Annotated in this window: 10 protein-coding genes; 3 read left to right on the top strand and 7 right to left on the bottom strand. The window is 71.7% G+C overall.

All coding sequences use genetic code 11. The annotated features are described in order from the left end of the window. Positions 1–185: 185 nt before the first annotated feature. Positions 186–3,578, top strand: coding sequence for a hypothetical protein (locus PV734_RS05315; RefSeq protein ID WP_319288854.1), 3,393 nt, complete (start codon positions 186–188; stop codon positions 3,576–3,578). 630 nt (positions 3,579–4,208) lie between these two features. On the opposite strand, the gene PV734_RS05310 is transcribed toward PV734_RS05315, so the two are convergent. Continuing rightward, positions 4,209–5,492, bottom strand: coding sequence for a glycoside hydrolase family 10 protein (locus tag PV734_RS05310; protein ID WP_319288853.1), 1,284 nt, complete (start codon positions 5,490–5,492; stop codon positions 4,209–4,211). Between the two features lie 214 nt (positions 5,493–5,706). Between PV734_RS05310 and PV734_RS05305 the strand changes: the two genes are divergently transcribed. Together PV734_RS05305 and PV734_RS05300 are read left to right on the top strand one after the other, a co-directional pair. Beyond that, a complete protein-coding gene (locus PV734_RS05305) occupies positions 5,707–6,582 on the top strand; it encodes a 3-hydroxybutyryl-CoA dehydrogenase (RefSeq protein ID WP_044473702.1) in 876 nt (291 codons plus the stop codon). 193 nt (positions 6,583–6,775) lie between these two features. Then, the gene (locus tag PV734_RS05300; RefSeq protein ID WP_319094065.1) at positions 6,776–7,033 is read left to right on the top strand and encodes a hypothetical protein; all 258 of its coding nucleotides are present in this window, start codon (positions 6,776–6,778) and stop codon (positions 7,031–7,033) included. 4 nt (positions 7,034–7,037) lie between these two features. On the opposite strand, the gene PV734_RS05295 is transcribed toward PV734_RS05300, so the two are convergent. From PV734_RS05295 to PV734_RS05270, 6 genes are all read right to left on the bottom strand, one after another. After that, a complete protein-coding gene (locus tag PV734_RS05295; RefSeq protein ID WP_319094066.1) occupies positions 7,038–7,577 on the bottom strand; it encodes an NUDIX hydrolase in 540 nt (179 codons plus the stop codon). 130 nt (positions 7,578–7,707) lie between these two features. Beyond that, complete coding sequence (locus PV734_RS05290; RefSeq protein WP_319094067.1) at positions 7,708–9,057, bottom strand: transcriptional regulator; 1,350 nt, start codon at positions 9,055–9,057, stop codon at positions 7,708–7,710. Positions 9,058–9,281: 224 nt separating this feature from the next. Continuing rightward, positions 9,282–10,295, bottom strand: coding sequence for a PP2C family protein-serine/threonine phosphatase (locus PV734_RS05285; RefSeq protein WP_319094068.1), 1,014 nt, complete (start codon positions 10,293–10,295; stop codon positions 9,282–9,284). Positions 10,296–10,695: 400 nt separating this feature from the next. Next, the gene (gene pheT / locus PV734_RS05280; protein ID WP_319094069.1) at positions 10,696–13,200 is read right to left on the bottom strand and encodes a phenylalanine--tRNA ligase subunit beta; all 2,505 of its coding nucleotides are present in this window, start codon (positions 13,198–13,200) and stop codon (positions 10,696–10,698) included. Then, positions 13,200–14,327, bottom strand: coding sequence for a phenylalanine--tRNA ligase subunit alpha (gene pheS / locus PV734_RS05275; RefSeq protein ID WP_319094070.1), 1,128 nt, complete (start codon positions 14,325–14,327; stop codon positions 13,200–13,202). Before pheS ends, pheT begins: the two co-directional genes overlap by 1 nt. Before the next feature lie 145 nt (positions 14,328–14,472). Then, positions 14,473–15,654, bottom strand: coding sequence for an ATP-binding protein (locus tag PV734_RS05270; RefSeq protein ID WP_319094071.1), 1,182 nt, complete (start codon positions 15,652–15,654; stop codon positions 14,473–14,475). Positions 15,655–15,699 lie beyond the last annotated feature (45 nt).

The raw sequence follows: 15,699 nt of genomic DNA, 5'->3' as shown, positions 1-15,699 counted from the left end.
CTCCTGCGCAGACTGTCCGGCGCACCAGACGACATCCGTCCCCGGAGAGCCGCACGTTGGCACACGACCGGCTGGCAGAGTTGCTGACCGAGCCCGCACAGACAGCCACGCAGCCTGCCGCACGACGCCCCCACCCCGCCGAAATCCGCAGGCGCCGCCCTCGCCCGCCAGGCAGAATCGCCGTCATGTCCCAGCGCGCCGAACACCTGCTCACAGCCGTCGACCGGCTCTCCTACCCCCACCGCATGCGTGAGCTGGCCTCCGCTGCCCGGCGCGCCGCGGCAATGGGGGCGGTCGACGAGCTTGTGACCGGGCTCGCCGCCCACGGCGTCCACGGGCGGCGGCTCGCCGCCACCGCGGCGGACATGGTGCGCCACGACGCGTATCTGGAGGGCTGCGTCGCGGACCCCGACCGCCTCGTCCGCGCCCCCGCGATCAGGGCGCTGCTGCAGGGGCGGCTCACGGACGCCACCGTGATCGAGGCCATCGAGGACGCACCCGCCGCCGTGCGGCGGCAGCTCGTGCACGCCATCGCCGTGGCGGGGCGTACGGGCCTCGCCGAGGCGCTGGTCGAGCCGACGTACCGGCGATGGGGCGCCGAGGCCGCCGCGGAACTGCTCGCCGCCTGCACGGCGGAGACCGCCGCCCGGCTGCTGCCCCGCCTGTTCCGCGGACTGAGCTCCTACCGGCTGCTCGCCGCCCGCCATCCCGCTCTGCTGCTCGCCGAGATGGAGCGGCAGCTCGACACCCTCCCCGCCGTCGTACGGGACGGCTGGTTGGCGTCCCACGCGGACGCGCTCGCGCTGCTCGCCGAACGGGATCCGCTCGGCGTGCTGGCTGTGCTCGAGCGTTACGAGACGCTGCCGATGCCCGTGGACCGCAAGCTGCACCTCCTGGTCGAGGCGGATCCCGGCCGCACGGTGAGGTTGCTGCTACGCCCGAAGCTGCGGTCCCGGCTGAACAGCGGCCACCTCGAACCCGCCGTGCTGCGCCGCATCGTCCTCCACGCCCCGGTGGAACTCACCGACCTCGCCTGCGCCTGGAGCGACAACGCGGCCGCTCTCGCCCGGCTGCTGGCCTGCCTGCCGCCCTCACACCGCGGCGCCCTGTTCGACGCGGCGATGGAGGGCAAGGACCTCGCCCACGCGGACCTCAGCCCCGCCCTGCTCGACGTACTGCCGTACGAGCGGCGCACTGCCGAGGCTCGGCGGATAGCGACGCTGGCCCGCGGCAGGGGTGCGCACTGGGCGCAGATACTGACGGCAGCCGCCTATCTGCCGCCGGACGAGGTCCGTGACGACCTTCTCGCCGCCGTCCGCCGCTCCGCCGCGGACGACCGCGCCACGGCGTACCCACTGCTCGTCCGCAACGCAGCACGCTCCCGCGACCCACAGGAAGTGAGCCGGTTGCTGCGTGCGCTGCTGCAGCTGCGCAATGAACAGGACCCGGTCCGCAGCGCCGCCCTCTCCGCACTGGCGGAGGTGCGCCCTTCGCTGTTCGCGGAGGACGCCGCCGAGGACCTCGGACGAATCGCCATCGACGCCGTCGAAGCCCGCGACTCCTCCTGGAGCACCCGTCACGCGCTCAGCACGCTCGCCCTGTCCGTGCTGCGCGAGCACGCCGTCACGGGCGGCACGCGGCTCATCGGCTGGGCCCTCGACACCCTCACCCGGCTGTCCGGCCACACCGGCGGCGTGAACGTCGGCCGCCTCGACATCGTGCTGCGGCGCGGCCAGGAGTACGAGGTGCTGGCGGCGCTACGGCCGTGGCTGGAGGCCGCCACCGACAAGGCCGACTACTCGCTCGTCTTCGCACTCGTACGGGCACTCGGGCGGCGCGCGTGGGGGATGGCCGAACTCCAGGAGTACCTGTGGCAGGCCGTCCAGTTCGGAAACGACGCGTCCGTCCGCACCGCCGTCGACCTCTGGCTGGAGCAGCCGAAGGGGCGCGACGAGCGAGTGGAGCGGATCGTGCGGCTGGAGCCGTCCGCCGCCGTCCTGCCGTCCGTTCTGAGCGTCCTGACGGGGTGGCGTACTGACCTGCTCGACCCGCTGCTGGCGGACACCCCACCGTACGGCCGCTTCCTGCCCGATCGCAGCCACTGGACGCCACGCACCTACCGGGCCCATCGCTGGGTGCCGCGCCAGCAGCGGGCGGCGGCGGAGCTGCTCGCACGCACGGCGGGCGACGCGGGGCAGCCGGTGCATGTGCGCGTCCAGGCCCTCTCGGCGGCGGCGGTGATCCCGGAGGCGGGCCTGGAAGTCGTCCGCCGCTACACGGGATCGTCGAACGTCCCACTGGCGGAGGCGGCCCTCGGCGCACTGCCGTGGACCGACCGCCCCGACGAGGTGCTGCCGCTGCTGCTGGAGCACGCGGGCGGCGACCGCGCCCGGGTCGCGGTCTACGCGGCGACGCGGGCCGCGCAGTACGTCGCGCCGTCGCGGCTGGCCACGGAGCTCCGCAGGCTGCTCACGCCGAAGGACCCGCGGACAGTGAAGGTGACCAGCCGCAAGGAGGCGGTGCGCCTCGCGGCGACGATGCTGCCCCCGGCGCAGGCGGCGCCGCTGCTGCGGGAAGCGTTCGAGCTGCCCGGGCAGCACCACGACGTGCAGTCGGTGTGCGTCGCGTTTACCCAGGGGATGCTGGCGGAGCCGGCCTGCTGGCCCATGCTGGAGTCGGCCGCGCAGGGACGCACGGAGCTCCGCCAGGAGCTGGCACGGGCGGCCGTGGCCGAGCTGGACGAGGAGCATCGGGCCAGGTACGCAGGGCTGCTGCATCGCGCCTGCGAGCCGCTCGAACCGGAAACGGCTGCGGCACTGTTCCCAACACTGGCGGAATGGGCACCGTGGCGGCCGGAGATCGCCGAGATGCTGGTGGCCGCCACCACGGACCTTGCAGATCGGGCGGTGTGGGCGATGGCCGGGCAGGAGCTGGTGGAGCTCGCGGCGGACGACGACGGCCCGTACCTTCGGGCCCTGCGGGCGATGCTGGAAGCCACAGGAGACCCGGACCAGCCCGACGCCGAGCCCGAACGCGACCAGCCGGCCCGGCAGCGGGCCGCGAGCCTGCTGCACCACCTCCTGCTCCACCATCGCTACCGGGGCGGGGGCCGGCCGACGGCGGACGTGCTGCTGCGCGCCGCCGACACCGCCGCCGGGCAGGAGGATTTCGCGCGCTCCGTCGCCGAACTCCAGTTGTACGCCCTCCATCTGAACAAGGACGCCACCGCACTCTCATCGGGCCTGCGCCGATTGGCTGCCGACTGCGAAGGACGTCCGCTGCTCGCCCGGGACATCACCGAAGGGCTCAGCGCGCGGCTCAGCGCGATCAGCGGCCCCGCGCCAGACGCGTGGTTGGAGACCGCCCGCACGCTGGGTGCGGAACCGGGCCTGGCCCAGGGCCTGTTCGCCATCAGGCTCACCGTCTCCGGCGGCAGCCGCTCTCGGTGGACGGAGCCGTGGCGCGGCCAGCTCCGCACCCTGCGCCGGCACGCACACCCCGACGTCCGCGCGTCGGCACGCGAGACGGTCACGGCACGGGAGGCGCCGCCGTCGGTCCCAGGGACGATCCAGTGGTGACCGGGGCCGCGCGGTGGCGCCGGCCGGTGGCCGCCAGGCCTGATCGCCCCTGCTGCAGGCGGTCGAGTCCCGTCAGCTCAGCCCTGCCGCGCCCATTGACTGACCACGCGCTGCGCCCGCATCTGCCGGACTGTCATGTGCCGGCTGCCCTGCACGGTCGGGGGCGGCCAGCAGTGGCACGCCGGGATGCCCGGGTCGGCTTCGCGCAGGCCGACCTCACTACGCAGCGCCAGAGGGCGGAGGCCACGGATGCCTGACCGCTCCGCCTCCGGCGTCGTTGGCACCAAGCGGCCCGGCACCACGACCGCCCCCACACCGCGGGCCGAGGCGCACACAGGCCGGGACACCCCCATCAGGGCCCCCGATGAGGCGCCGTACCGGCAGGGCCCGCCCCGTTCCAGGGCTGCTGTACCAGGCATGGGGCCCTGGGCTCTTGTCCGCTGACCGCGACCTTGATCGGGTCACCGCCGGCGCCTCTACGCGGCAGCGGTGTGGAAGAACGGGAAGGCTGCCGCTCGTCCCGGGCAGCCCGGCGGTCCGGGAACAGCACGCCCAGTATCCGGGACCGTTCCGATTCAGGATGCCGACTCGAGACCTCCATGACCGCCCTGTAGCCGGCCGGACCCTCGATCACCGGGGCGCCCGCGCCGACCCCTGATAGTGATCGGCAACCACCCGGGCCATGGCCCCGATCTTGTCCGCCTTCACCTCCTTGGCAGCGAAGAACACATGCCCCCGCACCTCCGGGTACTCCTTGGCGAGAGTGAGGTGCCGGGACAGCTCGGCCGGGTCCTGCCAGGCCGCGGGCTGCGCCGGGTCACCCGCCTTGTACAGCGCCTCACCGACGTACAGCTTCGTCCCCGTGCCCTTCGCGACGCCCGCCCACCAGGGCAGCAGCTTGGCGTAGTCGGCAGCGGCGAAGCCGATGTTCCAGTAGATCTGCGGGCAGATGTAGTCGATCCAGTTCTGCCGCACCCATTTCCTGGTGTCCGCGTACAGGTCGTCGTACGTCTGCACACCCGCCCGGGTGTCCGAGCCGAGCGGGTCGGTCGCCGCGTTGCGCCACACACCGAAGGGGCTGATCCCGAAGTCGGTGCCGGGGCGTACGGCCTTGATGCGGGCGGCCGTCTCCTGGACCAGTCTGTCGATGTTGTCGCGCCGCCAGGAGGCCCGGTCGGGGAAGGCCCCGCCGTACTTCGCGAACTCGGCGTCGTCGTCGAAGGTCTGGCCGGCGACGGGGTACGGGTAGAAGTAGTCGTCCCAGTGGACGCCGTCGATGTCGTACTTCCGCACCGCGTCGAGCATCGCGTCCTGGACGAAGCCACGGACCTCCGGCAGACCGGGGTTGTAGTACAGCTTGCCGCCGTACGGCACCACCCAGTCCGGATGCCTGCGCGCCGGGTGGGAGGCGATGAGCTTGGCGGGGTCGGTGTTGTTGGCGACGCGGTACGGGTTGAACCAGGCGTGCAGTTCGAGACCGCGGGCGTGCGCCTCCTCGACCGCCGTGCCCAGCGGATCCCAGCCGGGGTCCTTGCCCTGGGTTCCGGTGAGGACCTGGGACCAGGGCTCGTACGGCGAGGGCCACAGGGCGTCGGCGGTCGGGCGGACCTGGAGGAACACCGCGTTGAGGCGGCGGCTCACCGCCGTGTCGAGATGGGTGATCAGCTCGGCGCGCTGCTGGCTCGCGCTCAGCCCCTGCCTGGACGGCCAGTCGCGGTTGGTGACCGTGGCCAGCCACATGCCCCGCAGTTCGCGGGTCGCCCGCCTGCCCTTGCCGTCCGACCCGCTCGGTCGGCTCGGCTCCGCACCGGCCAGCGCGGCTCCCGCCACCGCCCCGCCCGCGACGAGCGTCGACAGTGCGGTCACCGCGAACGCCCGCCGTGACATGCGCGCGTGGCGCGCCTTCCCACTCATTCCCGTACCTCCGGTATGCGCCGTGTCGGACAAGTCACAGTCAGTCCGCACCTGTCCCGGGCCACACTCCCATGGGAGGCCCGGACAATCGGGCAATGGCCGCCGAAGGTAACGTGCAGGTTTGGCGCAGGCCCCGGACGGACGGAAGATCCCGGACGAGGACGGGCCCGCGAAGGCCGTACGGCCTGTGAAGAGGATCTCTGAAAGGGACGATGTGACGGACAGCCCAGCGGGAGAGATCTCGCGAGTCGGAGTTGTGGGCTGCGGCCAGATGGGAGCGGGCATCGCCGAGGTGTGCGCCCGCTCCGGGCTGGACGTGAAGGTCGCCGAGACCACCGGCGAGGCCCTGGAGTTCGGCCGTACACGGCTGTTCAACTCCCTCTCGAAGGCCGCCGAACGCGGCAAGATCACCGAGGCCGAGCGGGACGAGACGCTGGCGCGGCTCAGCTTCACCACGGACCTCGGCGAGTTCGCCGACCGCGACCTGGTGATCGAGGCCGTCGTCGAGAACGAGCAGGTGAAGACGGAGATCTTCCAGGTGCTCGACCAGGTGGTGACCCGCCCGGACGCGATCCTCGCCTCCAACACCTCCTCGATTCCCCTGGTGAAGCTGGCGGTTGCCACCTCCCGGCCCGACCAGGTCGTGGGCATCCACTTCTTCAACCCGGCCCCGGTGCAGAATCTCGTCGAGCTGATCCCGGCGCTGACCACCTCCGAGGGCACCCTCGCCCGCGCCCAGCTGTTCGCCGAGAAGGCCCTCGGTAAGCACGCGATCCGCGCCCAGGACCGCTCGGGCTTCGTGGTGAACGCCCTGCTGATCCCGTACCTGCTCTCCGCGATCAGGATGTTCGAGTCGGGCATGGCCAGCCGCGAGGACATCGACAACGGCATGGAGATGGGCTGCGCCCACCCGATGGGCCCACTGAAGCTGTCCGACCTGATCGGCCTGGACACGGTCGCGTCGGTCGCCTTCTCGATGTACGAGGAGTACAAGGAGCCGCTGTACGCCGCTCCCCCGCTGCTCCAGCGCATGGTCGACGCGGGCCGGCTGGGCCGGAAGTCGGGCTCGGGCTTCTACACCTACGCGTGAACATCACCCAGCGTCACGCTGGGGGTCGGCACGGGCCCGGCACTCTTCGGAGTGCCGGGCCCACGGCATTCACACACCGTGTGCGCGCCGGACACGCATATGCCTCGCGCACACTCTCCCCGGGCGCCCACCAGGCGAGTTGACTCATCATGCGCATGCAAGGGATGTGAAGACTACGGAAAGGAGCGGACAAGTGACCGCCGACCCCGAGCATCCCGTGGCTCATGGAGAACTCGCAGAGTTACGCCGCCGCCTCGATGTCGCGTACGCACGCGTCGAGGGAGGGCTGGCCCTGCTCAGTCATCGTACGAAGGAGACGGACAAGGAACTCGACGACCTGAGCACCCGTGTCGTCCACCTGGAACACGGCCGATGGCCGCTGCCGGCCGTCGCGGCCCTCACCGCCCTCGGAGCACTGGTCGTGGCGGTCTGGCAGGTTCTCGGACACTGACATCCTAGGTGTCCTCACCGAGCCTGAGATGGTGCAACAGCAGTAGCGCGGCCGCCATGTTGGCGGCCGGGACCTCCCCACGGGCGACCATGTCGGGAACGAGTTTGAGCGGGATCCACTCCCGGCGGTCCGACTCGAAGTCGTCCACGGGGTGGCCGATGTACTCGCCCTCCTCGGCCCAGTAGATGTGGTGCCGGGCGTCGGTGAGCCCGTTGGACGGCTCGACGCTCATGAGATGCCGCAACGGTCCCGGTCGCCAGCCCGTCTCCTCCTCCAGTTCCCTGGCGGCCGCGAAGGCGATGTCCTCGCCGTCCTCCACGACCCCGGCCGCGAGTTCCCATCCCCAGCTGTCGGTGATGAAGCGGTGCCGCCAGAGCAGGAGTACCTCGTTGGCCCCGTTCACCACCGTCGCCACGGCCACGGGCCTCAGCCGTATCAGGAAGTGGTCGAGATGCCGCCCGTCAGGCAGCTCGACATCTGCGAGATTGACCCTGAACCAGCGGTTTTCATACACAGTTTGTTCGTTCTGTTTCGTCCACTGCACGGTTCTGCCACCTTCCGCCGAGTAGATGGCAATATCGCAGCAGGAGCGTGCCGACAGCAGGCGCACAGAATGTGGCTCACCGCGCGGTTACCCGAGAATCCGCGCGCCAAGGGTGCCCGGCGAAGGGTGTCTAGAGCGGTACGCGCAGCGCCCCGTCGATCAGTTCGGCCGCCTCGGCGGTGCCCGCGCAGCCGTTGCGGACCAGGTGTTCGCGTACCGCCCGGAGTCTGTCGCGCAGTCGCTGGGACTCCATTCCGCGCGCCTGTTCGGCCATCTGCACCGCGGTGGCCACCGCCTTGTCCGCGTCGCCCCGGCGCAGCTCGATCTGGCTGAGCATGGCGAGCCGGTGCACCCTGCCCCGGTCGTGCGCCGGGGTGTCCACCGCCGCCGCCGCGTGCTCCCCCGCCGCCGCCAGATCGCCGAGGCTCAGCAGCGCCTCCGCCACCTGGACGTTGACCAACCCCGGCTGGACATAGCCGGTTTCGTCGGGCTCGTACCCGCGCCGGATGCGATCGGCGGCCTGTTCGGCCCGCCGGATGCAGGACAGCGCGCTGCTGCCGTCGCCCAGGTGCGCGTACGCCTTGGCCTGCATCGCGTAGAGGTCGGAGGCGAGGGCCGGCGTGATGTGCTTGCCCGCGGCGCGCAGCGCGGCCTCCGCGAAGGCGACGGCCTGCCGGAACTCCCGCATGAACAGCGCCTGGTTGACCAGCAGTCCGATGACGTACGCCCCGAGTCCCCGGTCCCCGCTGGCCTTTGCCAGCCGCAGCGCCTGGTGGAAGTAGCGCTGGGCGAGGCCGTGGGCATCGGAGTCGTACGCGCAGATGCCGGCGATGGCCACCAACCCGCCTGTGGCCCGGTGCAGTTGGCGGCCGGTGGCGTCGGTGTAGCTGCCCCGCAGCAGGGGCGCGGTCTCGGCGTTCAGGAAGCCGACGACCCGGGCGCGGGTCGCGATGCCGCCGGCCTTGCGGTACATCTGCTCGTAGTGGGCGCGGGCCGAGCGAAGCATCTCGATGTCGGCCATGCTGACCCGGTGCCGACCGCCGCGGGACACGTCGACGTCCTCGGGCGGGTTCTCCCACTCCCAGACCGGCATCACCGCGGGCGTGCCGGTCACCGCGGGGGCGCCGAGCAGGTGCGGGCGCTGCTGTTCGTCGGAGCGCCACAGCGCGGTCGCCCGCTCGACGAACCCGGACAGCGAGGTACCGGCCGAGCCCAGCGGACCCGCGGTGTCGCCCGCGACCCCGAGGCCGATGTCGTCCAGTCTGACCGGGCGCCGCAGGCGGTCGGCGAGCACCTCGCAGATCAGGTCGGGCACCTGCCCGCGCGGGCGCTGCCCCTTCAGCCACCGGGCCACAGCGGTGTGTTCGTACCTCAGGGCGAGGCCGCGCGCCCGGCCCGCCTGGTTCACATGGGCGGCGAGTCCCGCGTGCGAGATGCCCGCCTCGTCGAGGATCGCGTCGAGCAGGGTGTTGGGCTGCATGGAGGCCCTCCGGTGGCTCGGTGCCGACGGCGCACCTACCGTGTCCGTCAGCGTAGTGTGTCCGGCTTCACACGGGGTGTGATCAAAGTGCGCGAATTCGTAGCGTGTGCGCTCTGTCGCGGAGAGTTTCCACCGGGTTGACTGAAATGCCTCGCAAGAGGCCGGCCGGGCCGCCGGCTCCCCCTCGTACAACACGGCGGCCTGGCTCCTGAAAGACCTGTGGCTCACGTGACCTGATGGGCAACCGGGGGTTCCTGTTGCTGTCTTGGGAGGTGGCCGCGGTCGTTTCGCAGTACCAGTACGGCCACGTCGTCCGTCGGGTGGCCGGCGGAGTGGCGGAGGAGGCGCGAGAAGACGGCCCCGAGCACCGCCTCGGGCGAGACCGGGTGGGTACGGACCGCCTCGGCCAGGACCGCCGGGAGGGGAAAGAACCGGCCATGAGCGTCGCGGGCATCCTCGACGCCGTCCGTGTGCAGCAACAGAGCTTCACCCGGGAGCAGTTGGCCGAAGTCTTCGGCGGCGAGCTCGGCCGGCAGCGGGAAGGGCCCCAGCGGCGGCAGGGGTTCACCCGCCGTGAGTACGCCGGCCCGGCCGCCGGCGAGCAGATACGGCGCCGGATGACCGCAGTTGAGGGCCCGCATCTCGCCGTCCCCGCGGATCTCCAGGAGCAGGACGGTGACGAACTCCTCGGCCACCGGGCTGTCGGGGTCCAGCGCGGCCGCCGGTCCCGCCGAGGGATGCTGGACGCGGGCCCGTTCGCCGAGATGCCGGGCCAGCGCCCGCTCCAACCGCCGCAGTACGCTGCCGAGTTCGGCCTCGTCGTGCACGGCCTCGCGGAAGCTGCCGAGAACGGCCGCGACGGTCCCGATGGCGGCGATGCCGTGGCCGCGCACATCGCCCATCACGACCCGTACGCCGTGCTCGGTGGCGATGACCTCGTACAGATCCCCGCCGACCACGGCGCCCCGGTCTGCGGACAGTTGGGCGGCGGCGACCCGTAGCCCGTCGACGCGCTGCGGCAGCGGACGCAGCAACACGCTCTGCGCCGCCCCGGCGATGCTCCGGGCCGCCCTCAACTCGCGCAGAAGCGCCCAGCGGACATGGAGTACGAGCCCGGTCCCGACGGCGAAGAAGACGGCGCTGGTGATGATCCGCGCCCCGAGCCCGTTCTGCTGGGCGAGCGGACAGGCCAGCTTGTACATGATCGCGCCGGCCCCCCACGCCACGGGCAGTCCCATCGCGAGCACCCGCCGCAGAGGCCGGCGCCCGACATGCCTGACGGGCCGACGCTCGAGCGGCCGACGCCTCTTCCGGCATCCCGGCCCCGCCCTCCCGAGCCGGAACCCGCACCCCCGCCCCACGAGCGCGGCCCGCAGCCGCCCTGTCCGGAGCCGAGCCCCACAGGAAACCCCAGCCTTGATACGGATCATGCCGATGGCCCCCCAGTCAGGCCCTGACAACACAAATCGGACCGGCCTCGAAAGACCGGTCCGATTCTGTCGACCACATGCCCCGAAGGGACCAGATCACCCCAACTTGCCACTCAAACGAGTGAAGTGACCGTTGGGGCCCAGGGGCGCGGGGAACTGCGCGACCAGCCACAACGAACCCGCGGCCGACAACCAAACCCCAACAGGCCTAGCTACGCAACACCGCTCCCGTACGTTCCCCCGCGAGAGCAACAGCCGCGTCCCGTGCGGCCGAAGCCTCGTCGACGGTCAGCGTCCGATCGGCGGCCCGGAACCGCAACGCGTAGGCGAGGGACTTCCGCCCCTCCCCCAGCTGCTCACCACTCTCGTACACGTCGAACAGCCGCAGCGACTCCAGCAGTTCACCCGCACCCTCCCGCAGCGCCGCCTCGACGTCCGTGTGCGGGACCTCGCGCGCGACGACCAGGGCGACATCCTGCGTGGCGACCGGGAACGTGGAGATCTTCGGGCCCTTGGGCACGCCCGAACTCGCCGCTTCCAGCTTGTCCAGGTTCAGCTCCATCGCACAGGTGCGCGCGGGCAGATGCAGGGCCTTCAGCACGCGCGGGTGCAGCTCACCGGCGTACCCGATGACCTGCTCGGTGCCGTCCACGACCACGGCCAGCTCGGCACAGCGGCCGGGGTGCCACGGGCCGTACTGGCCCGCGCGGACGAGGAGTTCGGTACCGGCCTCGACGGCCAGACTGCGTGCCGCCTCGATCGCGTCGGCCCAGTCGGCCGGGCGGCCCTTGCCCCACCAGCCGGCCTGCTCACGGGCGCCCGCGAGGACGACGGCGGCATGCCGGGGCTGGACGGGGAGCGCGGCCGTGAGGGACGCGACCTCCTCGTCCGTGGGACGCCGGTCGACGGGCAGACGCCCGGCGACGAGCAGCTCGTCCTGTGGGTGGAAGACGAGTCCCGTCTCGAACAGGGCCAGGTCGTGACTGCCCCGCCCGTCGTTGCGGCGCAGCGCGCCGAGCAGGCCCGGCAGCAGCGTCGTACGGAGCGCGGGCTCCTCGTCGGAGAGCGGGTTGGCCAGTTTGACGACCTTGCGCTTCGGGTCGTCGGCGGCCAGGCCCAGCTGGTCGAAGACGTGCTCGCCGATGAACGGGTAGCTCGGCGCCTCCACGTAACCCGCCCCGGCCAGTGCGCGGCCGACGCGGCGGTGCAGGCGCTGCCGGTCGGTCAGGCCGCGGCCCGCGGGGGGCTTGGGCAGGGTGGAGGGCAGGTTCTCGTAGCCCTCCAGGCGGATGACCTCTTCGGCGAGGTCGTTCGGGTCCGTCAGGTCGGGGCGCCAGGACGGGACGGTCACGAGCAGCTCGTCCTGCCCGTACACGTCGCAGCCGACCTCCTGGAGACGGCGTACGACGGTCTCGCGGCCGTACTCGACGCCCGCGACCCGGTCGGGGTGGTTCGCCGGGATGGAGATCGTGCGCGGCGCGGACGGCGAGATGACCTCGGTGACGCCCGCGTCGGCGGTGCCACCGGCGAGGAGGACCAGGAGGTCGACCGTGCGCTGGGCGGCGGCGGACGCGGCCTGCGGGTCGACACCGCGCTCGAAGCGCTTGGACGCCTCGGAGGCCAGCTTGTGACGGCGGGCCGTGCGCGCGATGGTGATCGCGTCGAAGTGGGCGGCCTCGATGACGACCTCGGTGGTGGTGCCCTCGGTGTCGTCGATCTCGGTGTTGGCGCCGCCCATGACGCCCGCGAGGCCGATGGCGCCCCGGTCGTCGACGATGAGCAGGTCCTCGGCGTCCAGCGTGCGCGTGACGCCGTCGAGGGTGGTGAGCTTCTCGCCCGGCTCGGCCCGGCGCACGCCGATGGCACCCTGGACGCGGGAACGGTCGTACGCGTGCAGGGGCTGACCCAGCTCCAGCATCACGTAGTTGGTGACGTCGACGGCGAGCGAGATCGGGCGCATGCCCGCCTTCTGCAGGCGGCGCCTGAGCCAGATCGGGGACTGCGCGTCCGGGTCGAGCCCGGTCACCGTGCGCGCGGTGAAGCGGTCGCAGGCGAACGGGTCGGCGACCTCGACCGGGTAGCCGTACGCGTTCGGCGCAGGTACGTCGAGCAGGGCCGGGTCGCGCAGCGGCAGACCGTAGGCGATGGCCGTCTCGCGGGCGATGCCGCGCAGCGAGAGGGCGTAGCCGCGGTCGGGCGTGACGGCGATGTCGAGGACCTCGTCGACGAGCTGGAGCAGCTCGATGGCGTCGGTGCCGACCTCGTGCTCCGGCGACAGCACGATGATGCCGCCGGTGCCGTCGTCGCCCATGCCCAGCTCGTCGCCGGAGCAGATCATGCCGTGGGAGGTGTGGCCGTACGTCTTGCGCGCGGCGATCGCGAAGTCGCCGGGCAGGACGGCGCCCGGGAGGACCACGACGACCTTGTCACCGACGGCGAAGTTGCGGGCGCCGCAGACGATCTCCTGGGGCTCACCGGTGCCGTTGGCGGTGCCGACGTCGACCGTGCAGAAGCGGATCGGCTTCTTGAAGCCCTCCAGCTCCTCGATGGTCAGCACCTGGCCGACGACCAGGGGGCCCTTGAGGCCGGCGCCGACCTGCTCGACGGTCTCGACCTCCAGGCCGACCGTGATGAGCTTCTCCTGGACGTCACGGCCGGTCTGAGTCGCCGGCAGGTCGACGTACTCCCGCAGCCAAGAAAGCGGGACCCGCATCAGATCTCCATCCCGAACGGCCGGGTGAACCGGACGTCGCCCTCGACCATGTCTCGCATGTCCTCGACGTTGTGGCGGAACATCAGCATCCGCTCGATACCGAACCCGAAGGCGAATCCGCTGTACTTCTCGGGGTCGACGCCGCACGCGACGAGCACGCGCGGGTTGACCATGCCGCAGCCGCCCAGCTCGATCCAGCCCTCGCTGGAGCAGGTCCGGCAGGGGCGGTCGGGGTTGCCGACGGACGCGCCCTTGCAGACGTAGCAGAGCATGTCCATCTCGGCGGACGGCTCGGTGAAGGGGAAGTAGTTGGGCCGCAGCCGCGTCTTCATGTCCGAGCCGAAGAGCGACTGGACCATGTGGTCCATGGTGCCCTTGAGATCGGCCATGGTCAGGCCCTCGTCGATGGCGAGGAGCTCGATCTGGTGGAAGACGGGGGTGTGCGTGGCGTCCAGCTCGTCCGTGCGGTACACGCGGCCGGGGCAGACGATGTAGACCGGCGGCTCGCGGTCGAGCATCGAGCGGGCCTGTACGGGCGAGGTGTGCGTGCGCAGTACGACACCGGACTCGTCGCCGGTGGTCCCCTTCGGGCCCTCGACGAAGAAGGTGTCCTGCATCTGCCGGGCCGGGTGGTCCGGGGTGAAGTTGAGGGCGTCGAAGTTGAACCACTCCGCCTCGACCTCGGGGCCCTCGGCGACCTCGTACCCCATGGAGACGAAGACGTCCGCGACGCGCTCCATGAACGTGGTCAGCGGGTGGCGGGCGCCGGCCGGTACGCGGTCGTACGGCAGGGTGACGTCCACCGCCTCCTCGACCAGTACACGGGCGTCCCGGTCGGCCTCCAGCTCGGTCTGGCGGGCGGCGAGCGCCTTGCTGACGGCGCCCCTGGCCTGGCCGACGAGCTTGCCCGCGGCGGCCTTGGCCTGCGGGGGCAGGGCGCCGATCTCGCGGTTGGCGAGGGCCAGCGGCGAGGTGCCGCCGGTGTGGGCGACCTTGGCCTCCTGGAGTGCGTCGAGGGAGTCCGCGGCGGCGAAGGCGGCGAGCGCCTCGTCCCGCATACGCTCGATCTCTTCCGGTTTCAGGGCCTCGACCTCTACAGGGTCGTACGACTTGTTCGGTGCCGACATCTCTTCCCGTGCTTCCGGTTGGCTGGCTGATGGTCCCCGTCTACGGCTCGGAGACGAATGGTCCACAGAGAGGGACGCAAAGGTGCCAAAGGCCGATTCTAACGGGGGTGAGGTGTTCGAACGCGCCCGTGGGGCCTCGTCGGCGTTACAGCAGGTACGCCGGGGTGCTCACGGGCAGCATAAATCGGAACTCGGCGCCGCCGCCGGGGGCGCGGCCGACCGTGATGGAGCCGCCGTGGGCCTCGACGATGCCCTTGACGATGTACAGCCCGAGGCCGGTGCCGCCGCGCTTGCTGCCCCGCCAGAAGCGGGTGAAGACGCGGTTCATGGACTCCTCCGGGATGCCGGGCCCCTCGTCGCTCACCGTGACCGACGTGGCCGTGTTCTGGTCGGCGTCCCCTTCACGCGGGGAGAGCGCGGCCGTGACGTCGATTGTGACGGTTCCCTCGCCGTGGCGCACCGCGTTTTCCAGCAGGTTGCTGAGCACCTGGTCGATCTTGTCGGGGTCCGCCCAGAGCGCGGGCAGGGGCTGCTCTATCCGGAGCAGGAACCGGTCGGCGGGCTGCCCGGCCGCCACGTACGCCTGGATGTGCCGTCCGACGGCGGCGCCCATGTCGACCGGCTGGCGACGCACTTCGAGCCGGCCGGAGTCGATGCGGGAGATGTCCAGCAGTTCGGCGATGAGCCGGGTGACGCGGTTGGCGTCGGCGTCGACGGTCTCCAGCATCAGTTTCTTCTGGTCGTCGGTGAACCGTTCCCACTTGGCGAGCAGGGTCGCGGTGAAGCCCTTGACGGAGGTGAGCGGCGAGCGCAGTTCGTGGGCCACGGTGGCGATCAGCTCGGCATGGCTGCGCTCGGTACGGCGGCGGGCCTCGGTGTCACGCAGGGAGACGACGACCCGGCGGATCGGTCCGGTGGGGTGCGTACGGAGGTAGCGCGCCGAGACGAGCACCTCGCGTCCACCGGGCAGCAGCAGGTTCCGCTCGGGCTGGCCGTTCCTGATCGCGAGTCCGCCGTAGGGGTCGGTCAGCTGCCACCAGCGGCGTCCTTCGAGATCTTCTAACGGAAGGGCGCGGTCCAGCCGCAGACCGAGGGCGTCGGCGGCGGGGAAGGTGGTGATGCGCTGGGCGGCGGCGTTGAAGCAGATCACCCGGCCGTGCTCGTCGGCGATGACGAGTCCGTCGGGCAGGTCGTCGGGGTCGATGCCCAGCTCGGCGCCGGATCCGGTCCGGAATCCGGCTCCGGGCCCGGCGGGATCACCGTGCGGGGAGGCGGCTTCGCTCCGCAATTCCCATGCCCCCAGTGTTCCGCTCGTGCCGACAGTCATCCCCGTACCCCACCTCTCGGACTGGCGCAGTGGGCCCCCGAGCCC

The sequence above is a fragment of the Streptomyces sp. AK08-02 genome (assembly GCF_033795085.1).
In the GTDB taxonomy this organism is placed as follows: Bacteria; Actinomycetota; Actinomycetes; order Streptomycetales; family Streptomycetaceae; genus Streptomyces; species Streptomyces echiniscabiei.
This window is presented reverse-complemented; position numbering and strand designations above follow the sequence as displayed.

Bases quoted from the DNA above. Each gene is read 5' to 3' on its own strand.
- PV734_RS05315 (WP_319288854.1), top strand. From the start codon at position 186: ATGTCCCAGCGCGCCGAACACCTGCTCACAGCCGTCGACCGGCTCTCC.
- PV734_RS05310 (WP_319288853.1), bottom strand. From the start codon at position 5,492: ATGAGTGGGAAGGCGCGCCACGCGCGCATGTCACGGCGGGCGTTCGCG.
- PV734_RS05290 (WP_319094067.1), bottom strand. From the start codon at position 9,057: ATGCAGCCCAACACCCTGCTCGACGCGATCCTCGACGAGGCGGGCATC.
- PV734_RS05285 (WP_319094068.1), bottom strand. From the start codon at position 10,295: ATGGGACTGCCCGTGGCGTGGGGGGCCGGCGCGATCATGTACAAGCTG.
- pheT (WP_319094069.1), bottom strand. From the start codon at position 13,200: ATGCGGGTCCCGCTTTCTTGGCTGCGGGAGTACGTCGACCTGCCGGCG.
- pheS (WP_319094070.1), bottom strand. From the start codon at position 14,327: ATGTCGGCACCGAACAAGTCGTACGACCCTGTAGAGGTCGAGGCCCTG.
- PV734_RS05270 (WP_319094071.1), bottom strand. From the start codon at position 15,654: ATGACTGTCGGCACGAGCGGAACACTGGGGGCATGGGAATTGCGGAGC.